We start from the raw sequence: 25449 nt of genomic DNA, 5'->3' as shown, positions 1-25449 counted from the left end.
TTTAAAAAAGGATATTTTTGTCCGTTCTAAAAAATGTTATTAATAAAAACAGAATATAATGGCTGATAATCAGAAGACTTTATTGATGATTCTCGATGGTTGGGGAATCGGCGACGGCTCGAAAAGTGATATTGTTGCAACTGCACCAACTCCTTTTATGGATTCGTTAATGAAAAAATATCCGAACTCCCAATTGCTGGCAAGTGGCGAAAATGTGGGACTGCCTGATGGACAAATGGGTAACTCTGAAGTTGGACACCTTAACATTGGTGCAGGGCGTGTTTTATACCAGGATATGGTAAAAATAACACGTGCAATTAAAGACAAATCATTGTGGCAGCATCCGCAAATTTTAAAAGCATACAACTATGCTAAAGCGAACAATAAGAAAGTGCATTTGCTTGGTTTAATTGGGCCTGGCGGAGTTCATGCATTAAGTTCACACATGGTTGCACTATGCCAGATTGCTACTGACATGGGTTTGGAAGACGTGTTCATTCATGGATTAACAGATGGTCGCGATACCGATCCGCGTTCGGGTTATGGCTTTGTAGAAGCCGACCTGAAAGCACTGGAAGGAACCAATGGTAAATTTGCTTCATTGATTGGTCGTTATTACGGAATGGATCGCGATAATAATTTCGACAGATTAAAGCTGGCTTACGATTTATATACTCAAGGGAAAGGCGAGAAATCAACCGACATACTTGCCTCCATGAAAGCATCGTATGAAAATGGTGTTACCGATGAATTCCTGAAACCAGTTGTTATGGTTGACGAAGCCGGCGAGCCTTTGGCAAAAATTGAAGAAGATGACGTAGTTATTTGTTTTAACTTCCGTACCGACCGTTTGCGCCAAACAACCATTGCTTTTACACAGAAAGATCTTCCGGAGTTTGGAATGCATACCATGAACTTGCAATGGTATACCATGACAACATATAAAGCAGATTTTGAAGGTATTAATGTGATTTTCGAAAAAGAAAACGTTACAAACACCATGGGCGAGGTGGTTTCAAGGGCCGGATTAAAACAAATTCGAATTGCCGAAACCGAAAAATATGCGCACGTTACTTTTTTCTTTAGCGGAGGACGTGAAGCTGAATTTGAGGGAGAAAGCCGCATTCTTATTCCATCGCCAAAAGTGCCAACTTACGATCATCAGCCCGAAATGTCGGCACCAGAAGTTGCCAAAGCTATTGTGCCAAAACTGGAAAACGGCGAAGCTGACTTTGTTTGCCTAAACTTTGCTAACGGCGATATGGTTGGGCATACCGGAATTTACGAAGCTGTTTATAAGGCGATAGAAGCTGTTGATGCTTGCGTAAAGGAAGTGGTTACTGCTGCTAAAAAAGGTGGATACGAAGTGATGATAATTGCCGACCACGGAAATGCTGACAATGCGGTAAATGCCGATGGTTCGGAAAACACGGCTCACTCATTAAATCCGGTACCTTGTATTTTTGTTTCAGAAAAAGAAGGAGTTAAACTGGATAACGGGATTTTGGCCGATGTGGCTCCAACGCTATTGAATGTGATGGGATTGGAGGTGCCTGCAGATATGACAGGTAAAAATCTTATTAAGTAAGAATAACACCTGATAAAGAATAATAAATGAAGAGCAAGAGGCTTTATTAAAAGGTTCTTGCTCTTGCTTTAAAAAAAAACTTTTTTTGTGTTGCTGTGATTGAGATTGGAAGAACAATAGTAAGTCGCGATGTTTTTGAAAAACATTTTCTTTGCGATATCCTAAAATGTAAGGGAGCGTGCTGTATTGAAGGAGATTCCGGAGCACCTTTGACAGATAGAGAGGCCATGCTTATTGAATCGGAGTACAGCCATTTTGAAAATCTATTGCCTGAAAAACACAAAAAAGAAGTAGAAAAGCAAGGGCACTCGGTAATCGATAGCGATGGTGATCTGGTAACACCACTTGTTGACGACCGTCAGTGTGTTTACTCCTACTACAACAAACAGGGGATATTAAAATGTGCCATTGAGAAAGCCTTTTTTGATGGCAAGACAAAATTTAGAAAACCTATTTCTTGTCATTTATTCCCCATACGAATAACCGAATACAAACGCTTTGATGCCGTAAACTACCAGGAACTGGATATTTGTAAACCGGGCCGAAAATGCGGAGCCGCAGAGAAACTTCCGCTTTATAAATTTTTAAAGGAGCCTTTAATTGCCAAGTATGGTGCCGAATGGTACCAGGAGTTGGAAATAGCAGCAGATTATATCCTTTCGGATAAATAAAACCTCTCTGAACTACTTCAGATTTACTCTACTTTTTTGCTGTCCCAAAATATGTACTTTGTCCCAAGTGTCAAAATAATGTCCCATATAGAGATTGTGTAAATTTGTGGCACGAGTCTTAATTGGCTGTAAATCAATTGCCAAGATGTTTTGGCATTTGTGTTGTTTATGAAAAAGCGTATCCGACCCTAAAGGGTACAAAAGCTTTTTGAAGAAATTACAAACAAATAAACAACACAACATCATGAAAAAAGTAACATTATTTTTAGCAACAATTTTCGTTTTCGGAGTTAGTACTTCAGTTTTGGCACAGGGAGGTGATACAGACAAAGCCAATCACCTGGTAAAAATTACTGTACCTACCGTAAATCTGGTAGATATTGAAAACGCCGAAGGAGAAAATGCCGGTTTGGCAGAGTGGATCTGGACGGAAGACCTGTTTGGGTCGGAAGCCGGTGATTTTAATACAGACCCGCTGGTAATTGAAGAAACTTTTTATTTGCAGTACACTAGTATTCGCAATAAAAACAAAACAAACAAAATTACTGCCGGCTTAACCGTAAATGAATTGCCAGAAGCAATGAGCTTACAGGTAAAAGTTGACAAAGACGCCAATGCAAGCAAAAAAGGTACAACAGGTGATGGTAATGCCAAATTTGAAACCATTCCAACAAGTGGTTCAATTGATGTGGTAACAAAAATAAAAACCTGTTTTACCGGTACCGAGGCAACCAATGGTCATAAGCTAAATTATCAGTTAGTAATTGACCCTACGCATAACAGTTTTGGCGATATGGAAGCTGATGTTTATGATGCAACCATTACTTATACAATTATTGAAGATTAGAGGAGAGGAATATATTAGGACAGATTTGAAAGGGCAGGCCAGAGGGTCTGTCTTTTTTTTTTTTTAAAATTAGGAGCAGCATAAAGGTTGAACCCGGCAACGAGACATTTTTATTATGCTTGCAAGCTATTTAAGTTCGATGGAGGTTTTTAACTGCAAAATAGCACAGGCTTAAGGCGAGACCTGTTTTTGTATATTGTTTCCAGGTTTCCTGATATCCAAATTTTTTAAAAAATGAAATTTATTTCGTTTGTTTATTAGGTGAGCAGAGGTGACTTTTAAACTCATTGTTTGTTAAATACAATCAGGCAAATATTGTAGTGTGCTTGTGATACTTTCTAACAGGCTTTTATGTTAATACATCATCTTGTAGATTTCTATCATAGTTTAATCATGTTTTACAACGGATTAAAGAACTTATGTTTTATTGTCCGGTTTGGGTATTCTGTCCCTTATGTACAATAACTGTCCCGGCGCGGGACACAATATTTTTTATGGCACAACTATAAAGTGCAGTAAAACAGGGCTTTATGATTATTGGCACCGGTATTGCTTATAATAAGGCGTATCTGACCCTAAAGGATACAAAAGCTTTTTGAAGAAATTACAAACAAATAAACAACACAACATCATGAAAAAAGTAACATTTTTATTAGTAGGAATTTTTGTTTTCGGGGTAAGTAACTTGGTTAAGGCGCAGGATAACGACAAAGCCAACCATGCAGTAAAAGTAACTGTACCAACCGTAAATCTGGTTGATATTGAAGATGAGAAAGGAGATAACGCAGGTACAGCCGAGTGGGAATGGACCGACGATATGTTTGGAACTGAAGCCGGTGATTTTAACCTGGAGCCACTGGAGGTTGAGGAAACCTTTTATTTGCAGTACACCAGTATCAGAGCGAAAGGCAAAACAAATAAAATTACAGCAGGATTAACCGTGAACGATATTCCGGCAGCAATTAGCCTGCAGGTAAAAGTTGAAAAAAATGCAAGTGCAAGTAAAAAAGGATCAACAGGTGAAGGTAATGCAGCATTTGAAACCATCCCAACAAGCGGTTCAATTAATGTGGTAACAGGAATAAAAACAGGTTACACCGGAACTGACAAAACAAATGGTCATAAATTGAATTACCAGCTGGTTATTGATCCTACACATAACGACTTTGGCGATATGGAAGCGGATGTTTATGATGCAACCATTACTTATACAATCATTGAAGAATAAAAAATAAGGGTTAACAAAAGATTGAGGCTGTCCGGATTAACGGGCAGCCTTTTTTATGCGAATTTTTCTAAACATTCCAAATTGCTGACAATAAAATCATCTCTTTTTACCCGCTAATTAGGTTTTTTGTATTGACCTGATTAACCAGTGTTTAGGTAGCTTTGGCTATGCAATTAAAAGTTACCATAGTTTTGTTCGTTTTTATAGGGCTTGCCACACGTGTTGTTGTGGGGCAAGAGCAGCAAGCAGAGCACCAGGTAAAAATAGAAGTGCCTGAAGTGGCCTTGCTCGGATTAGTTGCGGAAAATAGTACGGATGTAAACTTACAGGTAAATGTTCCGAATGAAGCCGGAGAAATTGTTAACCTAAATGCGGTAAGCAGCGAAAAAATTTGGGTCAACTATACCTCTGTGATATCAAAAGCAGTTCCTGCTCGCAAAGTGGTGGCTTTTGTTGAGGGTGAACTGCCCGATGGGATTCGTTTGCAAGTAGAAGCATCAAGCTGCAAAGGTTCCGGTAAAGGGCGCATGGGGACTTCTGCCGGTATGGTAACACTCAGCAATCAGCCAACTGACGTTATTGTGGGTATTGGTACCTGTTACACCGGGAAAGGTGCTCAAAACGGTCATTTTTTGAGTTACCGACTGGAGCAAACCGACAACGACAAAGATTTTGCTTTAATCGAAGAACAAAATCTTGCAGTAAATGTGGTTTATACACTTACCGATTACAATTAGTTTTCGTTCATTAATTGCATTTCAATCCAAAGATTAATAATTTTAGCCGACGCTTAAAGTGTGTAAAGCTGCGGTTTGGTTAATAGAAAACCATCAGCAGAGCGCTTAAAAAATTATTAATGGTTTAATTTTGATAAAAACTGAAGTATGAATAAGATCACCCAATTCATTACCTATCTATTCTTTGTTCTCATTTTTTTTGTAACAGAGTCAAATGGATCCATAGTTATATTAAATGGCTTAACCCAAGAGAATAGTGTTGAACCGGGAAGTTCGTATCGGGGAACCATACAACTGCAAAATGTAGGAAAAGCGCAGAAAAATGTAAAAGTATACTTAAAAGATTACTGGTATTCGTATACCGGAGAAAGCAAGCACGATCCGGGAGGAACATTAGCCAGATCCAATGCCAATTGGATTTCCTATAACCCCGAAATTCTAACACTCGACTCGGCAGAGATAGCAACCATTGATTTTGAAGTAACAGTACCGGATAACGATTCGCTAAGGGGTACTTTCTGGAGTGTAATTATGGTTGAAGGAATAGTAGAGGTAGATACCGCTAACCGACAGCAGGGAGTTCGAATTAATACAGCCATCCGTTATGCCATACAGGTTATTTCGAATGTTGGCTCGGAAGGAAACAGCGATTTGCAATTTTTGGGGATGGAATTGGCACGTGAAGATTCAGCCAATATATTAAATGTAGCCATTGAAAATACCGGAGAGTGGATATTGCGACCTGAAATGAGCCTGGAGTTATTTGATGAAACGGGAGCAACGGTGTCGCAAATTAAAGGTGAAAGCCGAAAGACTTTGCCGGGAACCTCGGTAATGTCGTCGTTGGTACTCGAGAATATTCAGGCCGGAAAATATACCGGAGTGCTGGTTGCCGATTGCGGCAACGATCGGTTGTATGGTACAAATCTATCGATCGAAATTGAATAATGTTGGCAAACAGATGGCTTGTTATATTGCTTTTTTTGTTGGTCGTTTTACGAGCGAATACGCATGCACAAACCAATGTTTCATACAGTATAAATATTCTTAAAAAAGAAATAGCTACCCCCCCTGGAAAAGTAGTTAATATTCCATTTTTCATCGTTAATAATTCAAGTGCCGATTCAGAAATCTTACCAAATATTATATTGCCCGAAGGCTGGGAGTTGGTCACAAGTCTGGGACAAGTTCATGTTAAGGCTAAAGAACAAAATTTCCAGATTCTTAGTGTAAAAGTGCCTGCTGCAAGCGTAGTTGGAGATTACAACATTGAAATTGTGGTTGGTGCTGCAAGCCAGGGGAAAGCAGTTGTTCGGGTGCAGGAGGTTGAAAAAATTTCGTTACAATTAATAGAAGCCAAAGAACATGTAATGGCCGGAGAGGAATATCGGGCAGGATTTATTGTTGTAAACGATGGAAACACCGAAAAGACCGTTTTTATTGAAACACAAAAATGCAATGTAGATGGTGAGGTCACAATTAAACTTCAACCGGGCGAGAAAAAACGCTTTGAGGTGGTTGAATTGATATCAAAAGAAATTACCAATACACGAAGAGACTATATTTCGGTTGTGTTGCTTGAAGGGGGCGTTGTAAAAGATCGCATTTTTAAAACCATCATGATTTTTCCGGTAAAAGGTGCTGCCGAGGATTTGTTTTTTCGGTTTCCGGTTAATGCGTCGGTCTCGTATATGGGTGTTAGTCAATATGGTGTTTATCAATCGGCCTATCAATACGAAATTTCAGGAAGTGGTTCGCTTGATCCTGCAGGGAAACATCAACTTGAGTTTGTTGCCCGTGGCCCGGATAATATCGACCTGAGCTATCTGGGTACTTATGATCAGTATTACCTTAATTATTCCAATCAAAACATTGATGTTACGGTAGGTGAAAAAACTTATCAGTTTACCCCCTTAACCGAATCCTCGAGGTATGGGTTCGGGGTGGAGAATAAAATAAATCTGAAAAACGGATTGTTGGCAGGATTTACTTATGTGCGGCCACGTTTTTACGAAGATATTAACTACGAGTTGGCCATTTCTGCCGGTTATGCCAAGCCGGGAATAAGCCGGGTAGAGGGTTTCTTTATCCAGAAGAAAGACAATACCCTGAAAGATATGGTTTGCCTTATGAGTTTAAATACCATGCTAAAGCCTTTTAAAAAAACAACTTTTGAAATGGAGCTCTCGCGTGGTTTTACCGGGGATATTGCCGGGAATGCCTTTCGAGGCAATATCAATTCGCAATTTTCCGTGTTTTCAGTTCGCGGAGAATATTATAATGTTGGGAAAGATTATCCCGGGTATTTTAGTAATTCAAAATTCTATTCGGGTGCCGTTTCTGTTCGGTTAACAAAAAAATTGAATGCCGGGGTTTTTGCCCGCCAGGATTTTACCAATGCGCAATTGGATACTTTTTTTGTAACCGCTCCTTATACACGCTCCTTACAGTATTCGCTTAACTATAATTTGGCACCCAATACAAGTTTGCGAATATATTGGAATGAAAGTGAAAGGAAAGACAGGCTTTCGCAGGAAAAATTCCATTACAACAGCCGTTTGATAAATACGCAGTTTCAACAAAAAATAAATCGTTTTAACTATTCGCTTACAGGCGCTTATGGAAAAACTTCCAACTATTTGCTTTCTGAACTTTCAAGTAAACAAAATACCTATCGCTTTTCTACGGCTTTTGGATTTCAGTTTAACACAAAGTTTTCGGTGCGGGCTTTTGGAAGCTACTCTAATCTAAACAGTATTGTGTCAGAAGATCAGCAGAATTTAATAGCCGGAATTGCCATGAATGGGAAGTTTGCCAATAAGCTAAACGCCAGTTTGTATTTGCAAAACGCCTACGATATTGATGATTATTATCGAAACAGAAACTTGTTACAGTTTAATTTAAGTTACAAGGTAACCCGAAATCACCAGTTGGCCTTTCAAACCTACTACACACTTTTTAGGAATGAAACAGAAAATCCGGAGCTTTATTTATCGGCAAATTACACCTACACTTTTGGTGTGCCTTTAAAACAAGTGACAAAAGCCGGCGATTTAACAGGGCATCTGGTTAATTTAACCGGCGATCCGATGCCCGGAATTCAACTGCAGTTGTTAAATAAAACAGCAATTACCGATAAAAATGGTCGGTTTGCATTTTATGCGGTAGCGCCCGGGGTGCATGTGCTGGGTATCGACCGAGCCAAACTGGAACTTGATGAAATGCCTGACATGCCCGATATAATTCGGGTGGAAATCCTGGAAGATCAGGAAACCGAGCTTGATATTGTTATAACTCGTGGTGTCAAAATTCGGGGAAAAATTCAGCTAATCGATACGCAAAACAATAATTTACCCAGCAAGCAAAATCCCAAACTCGGAAATATTATTGTTGAATTACGTAACGATTTTAAATATTACCGGGTGCTTACCGACGAAAATGGGGTCTTTTCATTCCCTTTGGTTGTGCCGCATTTCTGCACGCTTAAAGTTTACGAAAATTCACTGCCAGAAAATTATGTGCTCCTGAAAAATAATCTGGAAATTAATTTATCGCCCGGAGAGCAAAAAGAGTTCCTGGTTGAGCTTAAGAAAAAAGAACGGAAAATCATCTTTAAATCGCAAGGTTTCTCATTGTCTGGCTCCGGAGCAACAGGCTTCTCAACCATAAAGCCAAAAGAAAAGGAAGTGACTGCACCAAAGTCCAACCCAACAGAGGAAATTTACACCGTGCAGGTAGGAGCATTTTCAAAACAGCTAAGTCCTGATTCGCCATTCTTTAAAGGGCGAGGTTTTGATTTTGAAAAACAAATAGATAACTTTTACAAATATTTTATGGGACGTTTTAAAAACTTAGACGAAGCAAAACGTTTTAAAAAAGAACTGGAAACAGAGTTTCGATCAGCGTATGTTGTAGTGATTAAAGGTGGAAAAGTGTTACAAATTGATGATCATTAAAAAGTAGACCATGAGAGTTTATTGTAAATATATAGTGTTGCTGTTTGTGCTACTGTTGGCAGGCAAGTGGGGGTATGCTCAGTTTCCGAACGAAAAAAAATTAACCGTAAACTATTCGTTTAACCCTATCGCTTTAATCGATATTGAGCCTGATATTAACAATAGTATTCAGTTTGAAGTTATTGCAAATACAAATTCAGGAGGAGAGCCCATAATGACCAACACCAGTTCGGCCTCATTGTGGTTAAATTATACCTCGGTAACAAACAGCGAAACGCGCGATATAAAGGCTCGTATTGAAGGCGGAAATTTACCTGATGGAGTAAAATTATTGCTTTCGGCCTCTGCTTACAAAGGTGCAGGAAAAGGAAAAACCGGGCAGCCGGTTGGCGAAATTGCACTTTCTTCAGAAGACCAGGTTATTATAAGCGGGGTTGGTAATTGTTATACCGGCGATGGAATGCAAAATGGCCATGCGCTTGATTTTGAGTTGGTTTTGGATGACTTTTCTAAACTCTCGGCGGTTAACGAGTCGATTTTGACCATATTGTACACCATTAGCGAGTAAGTTATGACGATGAAGAACAGAATAAAATATTTGGGGATTCTTGCTTTGTTAGTGATAGCCTTGTGCACGAGCGCTCAGGATTTTGAAGTAGAGGTAGTTGGTAATATTGAGTTTAATAACCTGCAGGTAAGTGTTACCGAGGCTGGTTTAAATTATACCTCAGCTGTTGAAAGTACATCCGACGTAATGGTTTCTATTAAAGATGTGGATGCACTTGGGAAAAAAACAAATCCGAATAAAAAGTGGACGCTATCAGTAAGAAAGGAAGAAGCAATTTCTGATGCTTTTACGGTACTGGTTGTTCGAACCGGAAAAGGAAGTAGGGTTGGTAGTAATGGCTCGTCGAATATTAAAGGAGGAGAGGTGTACCAGGAGGTAAGTACTACCAAAACTTATTTTTTCCATGGTATGGGTGAGATTTCCGATATTCCCATACGTTTTAAGCTGGAAGACTTATCAGTGTTATCAGGAGCCGGCAATAACCAATTTGACATAACCATAACCGTTGACGAAGGTTGGAAATAGTAGAAGGAATGATTCGTAAAAACTTGTAGGATAGGTAGTTGTGCGGCAGTAGTTAGTAGCTATAGTTTTTACCGTTTATGATGATTAACTTTATAGATTAAATTGAAGTTCAACCCGTTTGCTGATATGCGAAAAATTATATTCATCTTATTAATCGTAATTGCCAGTGTTGCATGTGAAGATCGAGAGCCGGAGCCCATTGTGGTGCCCAACTGGTTAAAACCACAACTTAGCGAATTGGAAAGCTCTGGCAACTGTGTTGGTTGCAGGGTTCAGCGCTGGACCTACAACGAAGAATATTTCTACCACTTGTATTGCGATTACTGGTCGTGTCTCGACTGCGTGATGTTTCATTACGACGGGACACCCGTTGAATGGGGTGTTACAGTCGATCAGGCTGATTTTTACGACAAAAGACATCGCCCCAAGTTGATTTGGGAATGTGGCGATGAACTTTAAAAATTGCCGCAGATGTGCTTGTTCTTACCAGGCAAAATCAAATTTATAATCATCCGGATTTAGTTCCCATTTCTCAATCAGCCATTTGGCTGCCCGCATGTCGTATTTGTTTCTTGTTTTCGATTCGGCAGTAGCAATCATGTCGATAACTCCTTCCTGAATTTCAGGGCTGTTTTCCTCAATGCAATCAATAACATTCAGAGCATGGCAACGAGCAAACTCATTTTTGTTTTTCAGAACAGCAAGTAGGCCTTCTTTCGCAATTCCTTTTTCACCTAAATTGTAAAGTGCCTCGGCAGCCACGTTAACTACATTAGCCGAGCTGTCTTTTGTGGCCAGCTTTAATTCATCTGTAGCAGAGGCTGCATCTTTGCCCAAAATTAGTAAGCCCGAGGCACCCCAGTAGCGAATTGCTCCATCATCCGATTTTAAGTAGTTTTTAAGTATTTCAATATTTTCAACCTTTCCAAGCGTTGCAATTTCTGCCGCTTCCATAATTTCATCATGGTTAATTTTTCCTGAACGCATAATGTCGAACATGGCAGCTCCCTCTGCTCGTTCTACTCGTTCTGCTTCCGGGATAAATCCTGTGTCCTTAATTCGTGTTACCCATTCTTTATTGGCAGCACGCATCCGCGCCAGCACTTCACTGTAGTTGGGGTCGTTTGCCAGGTTGTTTATTTCCCATGGGTCATTTTCGGTATCATAAAGTTCTTCCACCGGTTTTGTGTTCCAAAATGCACTTTGTGCTTCGTTGCATTGGCCATTTTCAAAAGCTGCTTTCCACGACCGGATTGAAGGTGCCCGAAAAAGGAATTCAAGTCGTTGGCCATAAATGCGATAAGGCATGTAGTTTCGGATGTAACGGAATTTCTGATCGCGCACGGCACGGCACATATCGTACCGTTCGTCCATGCGCCCGCGAAACATGTATGCATACTCAGGGTCGGCTGTTTTTTGTGTTCCCAGAAAAGCGTGTCCTTGCAGGTAGTCGGGTATTGGTGTTCCAATTATGCTTAACAGGGTTGGCACTAAATCAACAAAACTTACCAAACGGTCGATTTTCGAACCTGTATTTTTTTCAGGAAACAGGTGCTTATATTTCTTGGGAATACGAAGGATAAAAGGTACGTGTGTACCGGTTTCGTATACGTACCGTTTGCTTCGGGCCAGCACGCCACCATGGTCGCCATAATAAAAAACAATGGTGTTCTCTGCAAGTCCGGCATCGTCAAGCTCTTGTAGCCATTTGCCAATCTGGGCATCCATATCTTCAACTTTATCGTAATATTGGGCCCAGTCGTGTTTCATTTCCGGAGTTGCCGGATGGTGAGGCGGTATAAAAACATCTTCAGGACTGTGCCGCAGTTCATCATTGGGAATAGACCTGTGGATACTGCTTTCGTGTGAGATTCCTGTGTTAAAAACAGCAAAAAACGGTTGGTCGTTCGGTCGGTTTTTCCAATGGGCTGTTTTGCTGCAATCGTCCCAAATTTCGTTGGGGTTAATGTTGTTTACATTATAATCGGTTTTTGAATTGTTGGTGCAGTAATAACCGGCTTCACGCAAAAAAACCGGGTAGGGTTTTACCACATCTGACTTGGGGTAGTAACTGCGCATGTGTTGATTGCCGTTTGAGCAGGCATACACTCCGGTTAAAATGGTGTTGCGTGCCGGTGCACAAACGGGTGCATTGGCGTAAGCGTGAGTATATAAAAATCCTTCAGAGGCCAGTCTGTCCAGGTTTGGTGTTGTGGCAAAGGTGTCGCCATAACATCCCAGCAGAGGACTGTTGTCTTCGCTGGTAAGCCAAAGTATATTCGGTAGTTCTTCAGGAATAGGGTCAGAACATGAAGAAAAAACGATGCAAATGCCGGAAAATAGAAACAGAGCCCAAAACCGGCTTTGGTAAAAGATTTTCATTTTTGGTTGATTTAGATTAAATCATAAAATTAATGGAAAAGAAGTAACTTTAACAATACAAACTATATTTAAATTGGAAAAGGAATTAATTGTTGCCATATTTTTGGGTGTTGGATTAAGTGCAAGCTGTGGTTTTCGCGTGTTTGTGCCCATGTTGTTGGCCAGCATTGCAGCACGTTTTGGTTATTTGCCTGTAAACGAAAGTTTTGAGTGGTTGTCCAGCGGTTCAGCTATTATTTGTTTTAGCGCTGCCACCGTAGTAGAATTGCTGGCCTATTATATTCCTTTTGTTGATAATTTATTAGATGCCTTAGCAATGCCCTTGGCTATTGGCGCCGGAACTTTGTTAACAGCATCGGTTTTGCCTGTTGAAGAAAATATGCTAAAGTGGGTTCTTGCGCTTATTGTTGGTGGTAGCACAGCTTCTATATTTCAGGGGGCAACATCGGTTTCGCGTTTATCGTCATCTCAGTTTACCGCCGGTTTCGGAAACCCGGTAATTGCAACCGGCGAGAATGCCGTTGCACTCGGCTTGCCTCTGCTGGTAATTGCATTTCCTTTAGCGCTGGGCAGCGTTATATTGTTGGTAATGATTTGGCTTTTACGTAGGTTGTTTATTAAAAAGAAGAAGTATTAAAAAACAGGTGCCGGAACTAAGCCATAATTTCAACCCTGTTTCCATCAGGATCCAATACCACACTTTCATAATAGCCGTCGCCAGTTGTTCGGGGTTCTCCAATAATCTTAAATCCATCTTTTTTCAGGTCCTGCGTAAGGGCATTTACTTTGTCTCTCGTGCCAAGTTTAAAGGCAAAATGCACAAGCCCGGTAAATTGTTTTAAAGGATTATCTTTAGATTTTGGAATTCCCGGCATTTCCATCAATTCAATTCGGCAGTCGCCCTCAAACGACAGGAAATAGGACCGGTATTCTTTGCTGTGGTTGTGGTAAATTTCGCTTGAGGAGGCATCGAAATAATGAATATAAAAACTTCGCATGCCTTCAAGGTTGTATGTCCAGATGGCGATATGTTCTACTTTCATAACAAAATTGTTTTTGGCTGTCGTAAATTTACGAAAGGCAAATGTTAAAAATGCAAACACAAGGCTATTTTTTGCATTCCCATTCTAAAAAAAATTGTGTCAGAAAATCTTCCATGAACAGGTGGCGTTCATTGGCAATTTTTATTGCCGAGTTAGTGTTTAACCGATCTTTTAATAAAAGTAGTTTTTCATAAAAATGATTAATCGTTGGCGCGGTTGTTTTTTTATATTGTTCAAAACTCTCGTGTAATTCTGGCTGAATAGTCGGATCATACAGCAAGCGTCCTTTATTGCCACCATAAGCAAAAGTGCGTGCAATACCTATTGCTCCAATGGCATCCAGTCGGTCGGCATCCTGAACAATTTGCGCTTCAAGCGTATAAGCTTTTGTTTTTTCGCCGGCACCTTTAAACGAAACCTGGTCGATTATTTGCAATATTGTTGTCCCATCACTAGGGTTTATGTTGATTTCATTCAACCATTTTTTCGTTCTTTCATCACTGTTTTTCGATTTTAATTTCCAGTCGTCCAGGTCATGCAGCAATGCTGCCATTTCAATAATAAAAAGGTTGCCTCCTTCGGTTTCCGCCAGGTGCATTGCCATGCTCCGAACCCGGTGAATATGCCACCAATCGTGCCCCGAACTGTCGCCTGCAAAATGTTGTTTTACAAAGCTTTCAGTAGCTTTAATTAGCTTATTTTGTTGAAAATTAGACTCCATAATTCGAATTTTAGTCAGTAAAACTAGGAATATTATTCCTAAAAAACGTTAATTGTTTAGCTGGCTGGTTTTTAAACGCCTGAAAAACAGGTAGATGGTCAATTGGGAAGGATTGACATGGTTACTTATGTCACACTAAAAAATGGAATTTTTACTATTTTTGCCGCGATTGTTTTTAGGGAGGAAAAATTAAAATGATTGACAAAACGAAGTTGACTTTACCCGGATTGTTTTACAGTTCGGTAGAGAAGTTTGCCAATAATACTGCGGTAAAGTTTGTTGGTGAAGAAAACTACACATACCGGCAATTGGGCGAGGAGGTTGAGTTGCTTGCCGAGCTTTTGCTGGAGTTAGGTATTAAGCGAGGAGATAAGGTGGCCATATTGAGTACCAATATGCCAAACTGGGGTAAGGCGTTTTTTGCCACATCGGTTATTGGGGCTATAGCTGTCCCAATTTTACCCGATTTTCATAGCAACGAAATTGAAACAATAATTGAGCACTCGGAGGCAAAACTATTGTTTGTTTCAGAAGGGCTTTATAAATCCATAAATCAAAGAGTTTGTGAGCTTGTAGAGCACATGGTGTTGGTTGATAATCTCGCAATTATCCCCAAGGAAGCTCCATTGGATCATCTGGAACTTTTAACCACATCGGTTCCGCAGGTAAACCGCAAGTTCTTACCCATAAATGTTGATGAAGAAGAATTAGCTTCAATTATTTATACATCGGGAACCACGGGCAGCTCAAAAGGGGTGATGTTAACACATAAAAACCTGGTTTGGACAGCGCGGCAAAGTCGCACTTTGCAGCAAATTAATCCAGATGACAGGTTTCTTTCTATTTTGCCACTGTCGCATACACTCGAAAATACCGTTGGTTTTTTATTGCCAATAATGTACGGAGCTTCTGTTCATTATTTACGCAAGCCGCCTGTTGCTTCTGTTTTAATGCCGGCACTTCAGGAGGTAAAACCTACTGTTTTGCTTTCGGTGCCCTTAATTATTGAAAAAGTTTACCGGGCAAAAATTCAGCCTGAATTTCAAAAAAGTGGCTTAATGAGGGCCTTGTCGGGTTTCGCTCCAACCCGAAAAGTTTTGCATAAGCTGGCAGCAAAAAAACTACATCAATCGTTCGGAGGGGCTTTACGCTTTTTCGGTATTGGCGGTGCAAAACTCGACCCGGCAGTTGAACGATTTTTATATGAAGGTGGATTCCCGTATGCCATTGGTTATGGTTTAACCGAAACAGCCCCATTGCTGGCCGGTGCCGTTGGGAAACATCGAAAAATTGGTTCAACAGGTATTGCCATGAAAGGCGTATCGTTGCGTATTGCCAACCCCGATCCGCAAACAGGAGAAGGTGAAATTCAGGCCAGAGGACTAAATGTAATGAAAGGCTATTACAAAGCACCCGATATAACAAAAGATGTTTTTACCGACGATGGTTGGTTTAGAACCGGCGACAGAGGAATGTTTGATAAAAATAACCTCTTGTACATAAAGGGGCGCATAAAAACAATGATTGTAGGTGCAAGCGGCGAAAATATTTATCCCGAAGAAATAGAATCGGTCATCAACAAAATGCGTTTTGTTTTGGAATCGCTTGTTGTTGAAAAGAAAGGCAAACTGGTGGCAATGATTCACCTGAATATGGAAGAGGTTGAAGAACACTTTAAAAACCTTCGAGCAGAAGCAAAGCATTTTATTTCTGACAAATCGGATGAAGTTTTGCAAGAGATTATGAAGAAGGTAAATCAGGAAGTCAACAAATTCTCGCGAATCAACCAGGTTGTGCTTCATCCAATGCCATTTGAACGTACACCAACAAAGAAAATTAAGCGCTTTTTATACGCGTAACACTAAAATATTTTAAAACAAAGGAAAGGCTTGTAAAGTACTTTCCTTTTTTTGTATGGGTGGGCGGCAAAATGGCACTCAATCTATTAGAAATTGTTACTTTTGTAGCCACAAAAATCACAAAGTAAATGGTAGCGGAATCAAGATATAGCGCGAGGGGCGTTTCGGCGTCGAAAGAAGATGTGCACGAAGCAATTAAGAATGTTGACAAGGGCTTGTTCCCAAAGGCATTCTGCAAAATTGTACCCGACATTTTAGGTGGCGATACAAACTGGTGTAACATTATGCACGCCGATGGTGCCGGAACAAAATCAGCATTAGCCTATATGTATTGGAAAGAAACAGGCGATTTGTCGGTTTGGAAAGGAATTGCACAGGACGCGCTGATTATGAACGTTGACGACCTGCTTTGTGTAGGAGCAACCGATAATATTTTGGTTTCTTCAACCATTGGGCGAAATAAAAATAATATCCCCGGAGAGGTAATTGCTGCCATTATTAATGGAACAGAAGAATTACTGGCCAGTTTGCGCGATATGGGAATAAGTATCTATTCTACAGGAGGCGAAACGGCTGATGTGGGCGATTTGGTACGTACGATTATTGTTGACTCAACAGTTACCTGCCGGATGAAAAAAGAGGATGTGGTTTCGGCCGATAAAATTAGTGCAGGTAATGTTATTGTGGGTTTATCGTCATCGGGTAAAGCCACTTACGAAACCGAGTATAATGGCGGCATGGGCAGCAATGGACTAACCTCGGCCCGACACGATGTTTTTGCCAATTACCTGGCACAAAAATACCCCGAAAGTTTTGATCCTGAAGTGCCGGCAGATTTAGTGTACTCGGGCGGAAAAAAACTTACTGATGCCATTGATGGACTTGATATTGATGCCGGCAAATTGGTGTTGTCGCCAACCCGCACCTACGCTCCGGTAATTAAAAAAGTATTGGATAAATACCGTTCTCAAATCACAGGAATGATCCATTGTTCAGGTGGGGCGCAAACAAAAGTGCTTCATTTTGTCGACGGCGTTCATGTGATTAAGGATAATATGTTCCCGGTTCCTCCGCTGTTTCAGTTAATACAAGAGCAATCCGGAACCGATTGGAAAGAAATGTACAAGGTGTTCAACATGGGGCACCGCTACGAGATTTACTGCAGTGCCGATATTGCCAACGAGATTATTGAAATCTCAAAATCATTCAATATTGATGCACAAATTATTGGGAAAGTTGAACCTTTCGAAGGCAAAAAACTAACAATTAAGTCGGAGAAAGGCGAGTTTATTTATTAAGAAAAGCCATGGCAGAATACGCATTATTAGAAAAATTTGAATCGATAAAACACCGTTTTGAAGAGGTGGAGCAGCAAATAACCGACCCTGAGGTTATTGCTGATATGAAACGCTATGTAAAATTAAACCAGGAATATAAAAACCTGCAAAAGCTGGTGGGTAAATTCCAGGAGTATAAAAATCTGGTTGATAATATTCAAACCGGAAAGGAAATGCTGGCCGAAGAAAGCGATGAGGAAATGCGCGAAATGGCGCGTGAAGAAATCGAGGAGTCGGAGAAACGCATTCCGGAGATTGAACAGCAGGTAAAATTATTGTTGGTACCGGCCGATCCGGAAGATGCCAAAAACGCCGTGCTTGAAATTCGGGCAGGAACAGGAGGCGATGAGGCAAGTATTTTTGCTGGCGATCTTTTTCGCATGTACACTAAATTTTGCGAGAAAAAAGGTTGGCGAATGGAGATTTCTAACGTAAACGAAGGTACTGCCGGCGGTTATAAAGAAATTGTAGCAACAGTATCGGGCGAAGGCGTTTATGGAATTCTGAAATACGAATCCGGAGTTCACCGGGTACAAAGGGTTCCGCAAACCGAAACACAGGGCCGGGTTCATACATCGGCAGCAACAGTTGCGGTATTGCCCGAAGCAGATGAATTTGATGTTGAACTTAAAAACGAAGATATCCGAAGAGATGAATACTGTTCTTCAGGACCAGGTGGGCAGTCGGTAAATACCACCTACTCGGCCATTCGTTTAACACATATTCCAACGGGTATTGTCGTTACTTGTCAGGATCAGAAATCGAAATTAAAAAACCTTGACAAAGCAATGGCGGAACTGCGCACACGTTTGTACAATATGGAATACCAGAAATACATCGACGAAATTTCGTCGAAACGTAAAACTATGGTATCAACCGGCGACCGTTCAGCAAAAATTCGTACCTATAACTGGCCTCAGGGCCGGGTTACCGACCATCGTATAAATTTAACACTCTACAATTTACAAGCAATTATTGGTGGCGAAATCGATGAGGTTATTGAAAAACTAATGATTGAAGAAAACGCTGAAAAATTAAAAGAAGCAGAAATTTAAAAACAACTTTAATGCATGCGTACTTCTTTAAGCAGGTGTCGTATGTATAACTCTTTACCATGAATCAACAACAATTATTTGAGCAAATACAAAAAAAACGCAGTTTCCTTTGCGTTGGTTTAGATACCGATATCCAAAAAATTCCGCAACATCTGCTGGATACATCAGATCCGATTTTCTCGTTCAATAAAGAAATTATTGATGCTACCGCTGAGTTTTCGGTGGCCTACAAGCCCAATCTGGCATTTTATGAAAGCCTGGGCTCAAAAGGCATGGAAAGTCTTGAGAAAACAGTGATGTATGTAAAATCGAAATACCCGGAAATATTTTTAATTGCTGATGCCAAACGCGGAGATATTGGTAACACCTCGAATTTGTATGCACGGGCTTTTTTCGACAAACAGAATTTTGATGCAGTTACCGTTGCCCCCTACATGGGCGAAGATTCAGTAAAGCCATTTATGACTTACCCCGACAAATGGGTAATTCTATTGGCACTTACCTCAAACAAAGGAGCTTTTGATTTTCAATTTCTTAAAAATAAGGAGAGCGGGGATAGGTTGTATGAAACTGTTCTGAAAACTTCGCAGAAATGGGGTACCGAAGAAAATATGATGTATGTGGTTGGGGCAACTAAGGCAGAAAAGCTAAAAGAAATTAGAAAGATTGTACCTAATCATTTTTTATTGGTGCCGGGTGTAGGAGCACAAGGTGGAAGCTTGCAGGAAGTAGCAAAAAATGGAATGAACAGTAAATGTGGCTTATTGGTAAATTCTTCTCGCGGAATTATTTATGCTTCGCAAAATACTGATTTTGCATCGAAGGCGCGTGTTGCCGCCGAAGAAGTTCAGAAAGAAATGGAAACGCTATTGCAGGAAGCCGGATTGATTTAGATCGAAGTTTATGATATAAAAAAAGGGGTGTGATTTTATTTTGGTCACATCCCTTTTTTCTTGAATACTGGTTTTATATCTGCTCCCAGCCGTTACGATAAGTATGCCTGATCCACTCCTCTGCCATTTTTAGTGCCGGTAGTGTTGCGTAATCTTTTTCAAACCTGGGATCCCCATTAACTACATCAAACTGGTCTTTGGTAAGTACACGAATGGTGTCGGATGATCCAATGTTTTTAAAGCGCATATTTGGGCCGTCCCATTCCAGTTTACGTTGCAGGCTTTGCAGGCGCACTGCCAATACGCCCAGCAATACCATTTCGTTCAACGGCCCCGCGTAGGCAAAATTCGACGAAGCCTCAACTCTTGCGTTTTTATCCTCCTTGCAGGCTCTAATCCAATCCTGCTCATGGCCACCATCCATTGCGTTGCTAATTCGCCGAATCATCTTTTTGGGCTGCTGAAAATGCTCCATGTTGGCAGTTGGTAAAAGAGTAGGGTTAGCAGCGTAGGTGCCACACATTATTTTCCCCTGGGTGCCGTAAAAAACACAACCTCCACCATCGTCACCCATTTGCTCTCCATCCTTAAGCTCATCGGGGCGTGGAGGCATAAAACCACCATCGTACCAATGTACGCTTACTTTGGGCATTGCAACTTTTGGAAGGTTGTCGCGTCGGTCAAATTCATATTTTACAAACTCGGCATTAGGCGCCGAATCGTTATTAAACGGTGTTGAACTTCCTTCAACTGATGTGGGGTGTTCAAGCATTAAAGCCTTAAAAACGGGATCAAGAATATGGCATCCCATGTCGCCAAGTGCTCCTGTTCCGAAGTCCCACCAGCCTCTCCAGTTCCACGGATGATAAGTGGGGTGGTATTCGGTAAATTTGGCCGGTCCGATAAATAAATCCCAATCAAGTGTTTTCGGAATACGTTTGCCTTTTTCAGGACGGGTTAAGCCCTGGGGCCAGATTGGCCGATTCGTCCAGGTGTCAACATGGGTAACTTCTCCAATTGTTCCCGACCATATCCATTCACAAATCTGACGTATGCCTTCAGCAGAATTGCCCTGGTTGCCCATTTGTGTTGCTACGCCGTAGCGCTGTGCCGTTTCGCTTAGTATTCGCGATTCGTATACCGAGTGGGTTAATGGTTTTTGCAGAAAAACATGTTTGCCTTCGCGCATGGCCATAAGTGCCGGTAAAGCGTGTGTATGATCAGGTGTTGCAATCATCACCGCATCAATGTCTTTTTGTTCGTCAAACATTACCCTGAAATCTTTGTATTGTTTGGCTCGATACCATCTTTCAAAAGCATTTCTGCCGGCGTAATCCCAGTCAACGTCGCAGAGTGCAACAATGTTCTCCGTTTCCATAAAGCGAAGGTTGGTATAGCCTTTGCCGCCTACGCCAATTCCGGCAATATTTAGTTTGTCGCTGGGGGCTTTATGGCCAAGTCCTGCAATTACATTTGAAGGAACAATTGTAGCCGCGGCCAGGCCTGTAGCTGTTGTCCCAATAAATTTTCTTCGAGATAATTTACCCATATGTTAGCTTTCGTAAAAAGATGTGGCAAAATAGGAAAAATCTAAACCTTAACCTATCATTTTAGCTTTTTGAAGAAAGATTAACAAAATTTTGGGAAACAAAAAAGAAGCGCCTCCGAAGAAACGCTTCCATATATTTTTTCATGGCGTTGTGTGAACTTATATTTATAACTCAATCGGCAGAATTACTGTATCAATTACATGAATAATACCGTTTGATGCTGAGATGTTTACAAAGCCCGGAACCAACATTGCAGTATTTCCCACTGCCCAGATTTTTAAATCTTTATCCACTTTAAAAGTGGCTCCTTCAAGCAATGTTTCAATTGTTTTCGGGTTTTTCTTTGGAACAACACTATTCGCTGCTCTTCGTCCGTCGGTAACATGATACAATAATACGTTTAAAACCACTTCAGCCGGTATATCGCTAATTCCATTCACTTCTGCTCCTAACAAACTTTCAAGTGCTTCGCTGTCATACAAGGCCTGAAATGCATCATTGGTAGGTGCAAAAACGGTATATTGGTCTGTTCCGTTAAGAAACATGTCAACCAACTCTGTTCCTAATTCTTCGTCAACATAAAATAGTGCGCTAACCAGTTCTGTAAAACCTGCTCCAATAGCAATTGCTGCAATTGATTCATCACCCGGAGGAAGAGCTTTTCCTGCTTTCAATGCTGAGTTTTCACTAAATTCATTTTGAGGAATGTAATCATCATTTTCTTTTTCGCAGCTAATAAATGCCATACTTACAATAATTGCTGCAACGAAAGCCAAACTTCTAAAGTTCAACATTTTTTTAAAATTTACTGTTTTCATTTCTGTTGTTTTTAAGTTGTGATTTAAATAACTGTAATGAGAACAGCTTTTCTTGTAATAATGTTTAAATAAAAGACAAAAAAAATAAACAAAATAGAATATAGAGTTTATAGACAAGTGCTAAAGTGCAGTAATATAGGGGATTAAAATCACATGTTAACAAATGTTAAATAATTGTGTGAAGTTTTACCGCCAACAAAAAAGCCGGACAATTATGCCCGGCTTTTTATGGTAATATGATTTTTTTAGCTCGCCTTTAATCTTCTGATTCCGGATTTGTCAATCTGGTTTTCAGCATATTCTTTAGTGATATGGAATTCCGAAATATCCTGAGATGGTGCGTCAAACATAGCATCGTTCATTATGTTTTCGCAAATGGAGCGCAAACCACGTGCTCCAAGTTTAAATTCGATGGCTTTATCAACAATGTATTCCAGCGCATCTTCGTCAAATTTAAGCTCAATTTCATCCAGTTTAAACAGTTTTTTGTACTGTTTAATAACCGAATTTTTAGGTTCAGTGAGTATACTTCTTAAAGTTTCCTTATCCAGCGGGTTTAGGTAGGTAAGCACGGGCAGACGACCAATAATTTCAGGAATTAACCCAAATGATTTTAAATCTTGTGGAGAAACATATTGAAGCAGGTTTTCGCGCTCAATACGGTCGGCGTCTTTTGCCGCACTATAGCCAATTACTTTGGTGTTTAACCGATTGGCAATTTTACGTTCAATTCCGTCGAATGCTCCACCACAAATAAATAGGATGTTCTTGGTGTCAACCGGAATTAACTTTTGTTCCGGATGTTTTCTTCCACCCTGAGGGGGAACGTTAACAATTGATCCTTCCAATAATTTTAATAATCCTTGCTGAACACCTTCACCCGATACGTCTCGTGTAATCGATGGGTTATCGCTTTTGCGTGCAATTTTATCTATTTCATCAACAAAAACAATTCCTCGTTCTGCCGCCTCAACATTGTAGTCGGCTGCCTGAAGCAAACGCGTCAGCAAGCTTTCAATGTCTTCGCCAACATAACCGGCTTCTGTTAAAACGGTGGCATCAACAATGGTAAACGGAACATGCAGCATTTTTGCAATTGTACGTGCCAGCAATGTTTTACCTGTACCTGTTTCGCCAACCAAAATTATATTTGATTTTTCGATTTCGGTTTCATCATCGTCAACGTGTTGTGTTAACCTTTTGTAATGATTGTAAACCGAAACAGAAAGAATGCGTTTGGCTCTGTCCTGTCCAATTACATACTGGTCGAGAAAGTCTTTAATTTCTTTTGGTTTTAACAGTTGCAATCCGTCTAAATCAAAAGAGTTGGTAGTTTTAACTTCTTCCTGGATAATGGAATGAGCCTGCTCGGCACAGCGGTCGCAAATATGCCCGTCAATCCCTGCAATAAGAAGATTTACTTCCTTTTTTTCCCTTCCGCAGAACGAACACTTGTCCATCTTTTCTTTATTTGACATTACTTGTTATTTCGAACTAAAATTTCGTCTATCATGCCGTAATCAACTGCTTCTTTTGCAGTCATCCAGTAATCACGGTCAGAATCTTTTTCGATTTGTTCGAAAGTCTGGCCGGAATGATCTGCTAAGATGGTGTACAGCTCATTTTTAATTTTTTTAATCTCGCGTGCTGTAATTTCGATGTCGGAAGCCTGCCCCTGTGCACCACCCATTGGTTGGTGAATCATAATTCGGGAGTGAGGCAATGCCGAGCGTTTTCCTTTTGCGCCTGCCGTCATTAATACGGCTGCCATTGAGGCTGCCATTCCGGTACAGATGGTCGCCACATCGGCAGAAATGTATTGCATGGTGTCGTAAATTCCCAAACCGGCATAAACCGAGCCTCCGGGCGAATTAAAATAGATTTGAATATCTTTTGTCGGATCAGTCGACTCCAGAAACAGTAATTGTGCCTGAATGATATTGGCTACCGTATCGTCGATTGGTACGCCAAGGAAAATGATACGATCCATCATTAATCTTGAAAATACGTCCATTGATGCTACGTTCAATTGCCGTTCTTCAATAATTGTTGGCGAGATGTAATTGCCGTATACTGATGTGTATTTGTCCATTGTCAGGCTGCTGATTCCGGCATGCCTTGTTGCATATTTTTTAAATTCGTTGTTGTCCATTTTTTTAAGTACTTGTAAAAAAAAACTTTGTAAATACGTGTAATCACGATTTACAAAGTTATAAAAAAGATTTATGCTGATGCACTCAGCAAAATATTTTCGATTAATGTAAGCTTATTGGTTGGCTTGCATTAATTCATTGAATTCTTCTTGAGAAATTTCTTTTTCCTGAAGTGTTACCTTGTCTTTTACAACGGCTACCACTTTATCTTCAAGCAGCTTTTTGAAAATACGGTCTTTTTCTTCCGGCTTCTCCAGCATCATTTTGGCAAACGATTCCAGTTGTTCTTCAGGTACATCGTGAATTCCGTACTGTTGGTATTGTGCCAAAGCCATTTTCTTTGCAAAATCTTCAGCTTCTTCAGCTTCAACTTTTAATTCGTTTTCTTTGGCAATCTGGTCTTTAATCAATTGCCATTTTAAATCAAGAATAAACGCAGGAAATTCATTTTCAATTTGTTCGGCTGTAAGTTCTTTGTTTACAGCAGTAAGCCAGCGTTTCAAGAATTCCTCAGGCAATTCAAGCGCAGTTTTTTCAACCAGGGCATCGCGGGTGTCTAACGAAAATTTATGCTCTGATGAATACTCCAGGTTCTTGGCCAGGTCTTCTTTTATTTTTGCTTTAAAATCTTCAATGGTTTTAATTTCAGTATCCTCACCGTAAAGCTTTTTAAATAAATCTTCATTTAGCTCTGCTTTTTCAAACTGAAGCACTTCGGTAACAGTGTATCTGAATTCGCTTTCCAATGTTTCTGCTTCTTCAGGCTTAATGTTAAGCATGTGAGCAACTTCGTGTTTATTTTCGAAAGCTTTTACCGGATCAAACACAAGAATGTCGTCTTTTTTGCAGCCAACAAATGCGTTTTTAATTTCCTCGTCTTTAATCTTGTCAATGGCCAACAGAACGCCTTCCGGAGCAATTCCTTCTTCAACTTCGCTTCCTTCGGTGTCTAGTTGAACAAAGTTGCCGCGCACTGTGCTGTTGTCTTTAGCTTCTTCGGCAGGTACGTTTTGTCCCAATTGCGAAGCAGCCATATCAACTTGTTGCTGAATCATGTCGTCAGAAACAGCTATGTTGTAATAGTTGTATTTGCTGCGCTTGTCAACCGATACGTTTACTTCGGGTGCCAGTGCAACATCAAAGGCAAACTCAAAAGTTTCATCTTTTTCCCAGTCAATGGGTTTTTGTTTTTCCTCGTTTGGAAGAGGTTCTCCAAGAATAGGAAGTTTTTCATCAATCATGTATTTCGTCAGGTTTTGCGAAATCAGTTTGTTAACTTCTTCCACCAAAACGGCTGTACCAAATCTTTTTTTGATTAATCCTGCCGGAACTTTGCCGGGGCGAAATCCAGGGATTGAAGCTTTTTGACGATAGTCTTTTAAAACATCGGCAACTTGTTTTTCGTAGTCAGTTTTTTCAATGGTAAGATTAATTACCGCATTAACTTGGTCGATGTTTTCTAAATTAATGTTCATGATGATAAATTTTTATAAACCCCTAAAGCAAAAAAACGCCAAC

The 25449-nt window shown here is 40.4% G+C and carries 23 protein-coding genes; 15 read left to right on the top strand and 8 right to left on the bottom strand.

All coding sequences use genetic code 11. From position 1 onward, the window contains the following. Window positions 1-58: 58 nt before the first annotated feature. From gpmI to QZ574_RS08050, 10 genes are all read left to right on the top strand, one after another. Window positions 59-1588: a 2,3-bisphosphoglycerate-independent phosphoglycerate mutase gene (gene gpmI / locus QZ574_RS08095; RefSeq protein ID WP_297088653.1), complete on the top strand. Its 1530-nt coding sequence runs from the start codon at window positions 59-61 to the stop codon at window positions 1586-1588. Between the two features lie 95 nt (window positions 1589-1683). Continuing rightward, window positions 1684-2259 (top strand): DUF3109 family protein, encoded by a 576-nt coding sequence (locus tag QZ574_RS08090; RefSeq protein ID WP_297088651.1) that lies wholly within the window; start codon window positions 1684-1686, stop codon window positions 2257-2259. A gap of 244 nt (window positions 2260-2503) precedes the next feature. Next, window positions 2504-3106 (top strand): hypothetical protein, encoded by a 603-nt coding sequence (locus tag QZ574_RS08085; RefSeq protein WP_297088649.1) that lies wholly within the window; start codon window positions 2504-2506, stop codon window positions 3104-3106. A 631-nt stretch (window positions 3107-3737) separates the two neighbouring features. Further along, the gene (locus QZ574_RS08080) at window positions 3738-4334 is read left to right on the top strand and encodes a hypothetical protein (protein WP_297088648.1); all 597 of its coding nucleotides are present in this window, start codon (window positions 3738-3740) and stop codon (window positions 4332-4334) included. 167 nt (window positions 4335-4501) lie between these two features. Beyond that, entirely contained in the window at window positions 4502-5071 is a 570-nt protein-coding gene (locus tag QZ574_RS08075; protein ID WP_297088646.1) for a hypothetical protein, read from the top strand. Window positions 5072-5218: 147 nt separating this feature from the next. Further along, a complete protein-coding gene (locus QZ574_RS08070) occupies window positions 5219-6019 on the top strand; it encodes a hypothetical protein (RefSeq protein WP_297088644.1) in 801 nt (266 codons plus the stop codon). Continuing rightward, on the top strand, window positions 6019-9027 hold the full coding sequence (locus tag QZ574_RS08065; RefSeq protein ID WP_297088642.1) for a hypothetical protein: 3009 nt from the start codon (window positions 6019-6021) through the stop codon (window positions 9025-9027). The genes QZ574_RS08070 and QZ574_RS08065 overlap by 1 nt, the downstream gene beginning before the upstream one ends. Before the next feature lie 10 nt (window positions 9028-9037). After that, window positions 9038-9595 carry a hypothetical protein gene (locus QZ574_RS08060; protein ID WP_297088640.1) on the top strand — a complete coding sequence of 186 codons (558 nt, stop codon included), beginning with the start codon at window positions 9038-9040 and terminating at the stop codon, window positions 9593-9595. 9 nt (window positions 9596-9604) lie between these two features. Further along, on the top strand, window positions 9605-10120 hold the full coding sequence (locus tag QZ574_RS08055; RefSeq protein ID WP_297088638.1) for a hypothetical protein: 516 nt from the start codon (window positions 9605-9607) through the stop codon (window positions 10118-10120). Between the two features lie 126 nt (window positions 10121-10246). Then, entirely contained in the window at window positions 10247-10579 is a 333-nt protein-coding gene (locus tag QZ574_RS08050) for a hypothetical protein (protein WP_297088636.1), read from the top strand. A 24-nt stretch (window positions 10580-10603) separates the two neighbouring features. On the opposite strand, the gene QZ574_RS08045 is transcribed toward QZ574_RS08050, so the two are convergent. Beyond that, window positions 10604-12502 (bottom strand): sulfatase-like hydrolase/transferase, encoded by a 1899-nt coding sequence (locus tag QZ574_RS08045; RefSeq protein WP_297088634.1) that lies wholly within the window; start codon window positions 12500-12502, stop codon window positions 10604-10606. A gap of 73 nt (window positions 12503-12575) precedes the next feature. On the opposite strand from QZ574_RS08045, the gene QZ574_RS08040 reads away from it, so the two are divergent. Beyond that, window positions 12576-13139 (top strand): DUF4126 domain-containing protein, encoded by a 564-nt coding sequence (locus tag QZ574_RS08040; RefSeq protein WP_297088632.1) that lies wholly within the window; start codon window positions 12576-12578, stop codon window positions 13137-13139. A 16-nt stretch (window positions 13140-13155) separates the two neighbouring features. Here QZ574_RS08040 and QZ574_RS08035 read toward each other — a convergent pair whose 3' ends face one another. Beyond that, window positions 13156-13545 (bottom strand): VOC family protein, encoded by a 390-nt coding sequence (locus QZ574_RS08035; RefSeq protein WP_297088630.1) that lies wholly within the window; start codon window positions 13543-13545, stop codon window positions 13156-13158. Between the two features lie 64 nt (window positions 13546-13609). Continuing rightward, window positions 13610-14266: an HD domain-containing protein gene (locus QZ574_RS08030; protein WP_297088629.1), complete on the bottom strand. Its 657-nt coding sequence runs from the start codon at window positions 14264-14266 to the stop codon at window positions 13610-13612. Between the two features lie 194 nt (window positions 14267-14460). Here QZ574_RS08030 and QZ574_RS08025 point away from each other — a divergent pair, with 194 nt between their 5' ends. The 4 genes from QZ574_RS08025 (at window position 14461) to pyrF (ending at window position 19410) form a co-directional block, all read left to right on the top strand. Further along, the gene (locus QZ574_RS08025) at window positions 14461-16125 is read left to right on the top strand and encodes an AMP-binding protein (protein WP_297088627.1); all 1665 of its coding nucleotides are present in this window, start codon (window positions 14461-14463) and stop codon (window positions 16123-16125) included. Window positions 16126-16253: 128 nt separating this feature from the next. Next, window positions 16254-17423: an AIR synthase related protein gene (locus QZ574_RS08020; RefSeq protein WP_297088625.1), complete on the top strand. Its 1170-nt coding sequence runs from the start codon at window positions 16254-16256 to the stop codon at window positions 17421-17423. Between the two features lie 8 nt (window positions 17424-17431). Beyond that, window positions 17432-18517, top strand: coding sequence for a peptide chain release factor 1 (gene prfA / locus QZ574_RS08015; RefSeq protein ID WP_297088623.1), 1086 nt, complete (start codon window positions 17432-17434; stop codon window positions 18515-18517). A gap of 59 nt (window positions 18518-18576) precedes the next feature. After that, window positions 18577-19410 carry an orotidine-5'-phosphate decarboxylase gene (gene pyrF / locus QZ574_RS08010; RefSeq protein WP_297088620.1) on the top strand — a complete coding sequence of 278 codons (834 nt, stop codon included), beginning with the start codon at window positions 18577-18579 and terminating at the stop codon, window positions 19408-19410. Between the two features lie 73 nt (window positions 19411-19483). Here the strand turns inward: pyrF and QZ574_RS08005 are convergent, their stop codons facing one another. From QZ574_RS08005 to tig, 5 genes are all read right to left on the bottom strand, one after another. Continuing rightward, the gene (locus tag QZ574_RS08005) at window positions 19484-20959 is read right to left on the bottom strand and encodes a Gfo/Idh/MocA family oxidoreductase (protein WP_297088617.1); all 1476 of its coding nucleotides are present in this window, start codon (window positions 20957-20959) and stop codon (window positions 19484-19486) included. Window positions 20960-21124: 165 nt separating this feature from the next. Beyond that, window positions 21125-21778 (bottom strand): fasciclin domain-containing protein, encoded by a 654-nt coding sequence (locus QZ574_RS08000; RefSeq protein WP_297088615.1) that lies wholly within the window; start codon window positions 21776-21778, stop codon window positions 21125-21127. Between the two features lie 245 nt (window positions 21779-22023). Beyond that, window positions 22024-23256 (bottom strand): ATP-dependent Clp protease ATP-binding subunit ClpX, encoded by a 1233-nt coding sequence (gene clpX, locus QZ574_RS07995; RefSeq protein WP_297088612.1) that lies wholly within the window; start codon window positions 23254-23256, stop codon window positions 22024-22026. After that, the gene (clpP, locus tag QZ574_RS07990; protein WP_297088610.1) at window positions 23256-23930 is read right to left on the bottom strand and encodes an ATP-dependent Clp endopeptidase proteolytic subunit ClpP; all 675 of its coding nucleotides are present in this window, start codon (window positions 23928-23930) and stop codon (window positions 23256-23258) included. The genes clpX and clpP overlap by 1 nt, the downstream gene beginning before the upstream one ends. Window positions 23931-24044: 114 nt before the next feature. Beyond that, a complete protein-coding gene (tig, locus tag QZ574_RS07985; RefSeq protein WP_297088608.1) occupies window positions 24045-25406 on the bottom strand; it encodes a trigger factor in 1362 nt (453 codons plus the stop codon). Window positions 25407-25449 lie beyond the last annotated feature (43 nt).

Origin of the sequence: uncultured Draconibacterium sp. (assembly GCF_913063105.1) — a bacterium.
GTDB lineage: Bacteria > Bacteroidota > Bacteroidia > Bacteroidales > Prolixibacteraceae > Draconibacterium.
The sequence above is the reverse complement of the archived record's forward strand: the minus strand, read 5'-3'. Positions and strand labels throughout refer to the sequence as shown.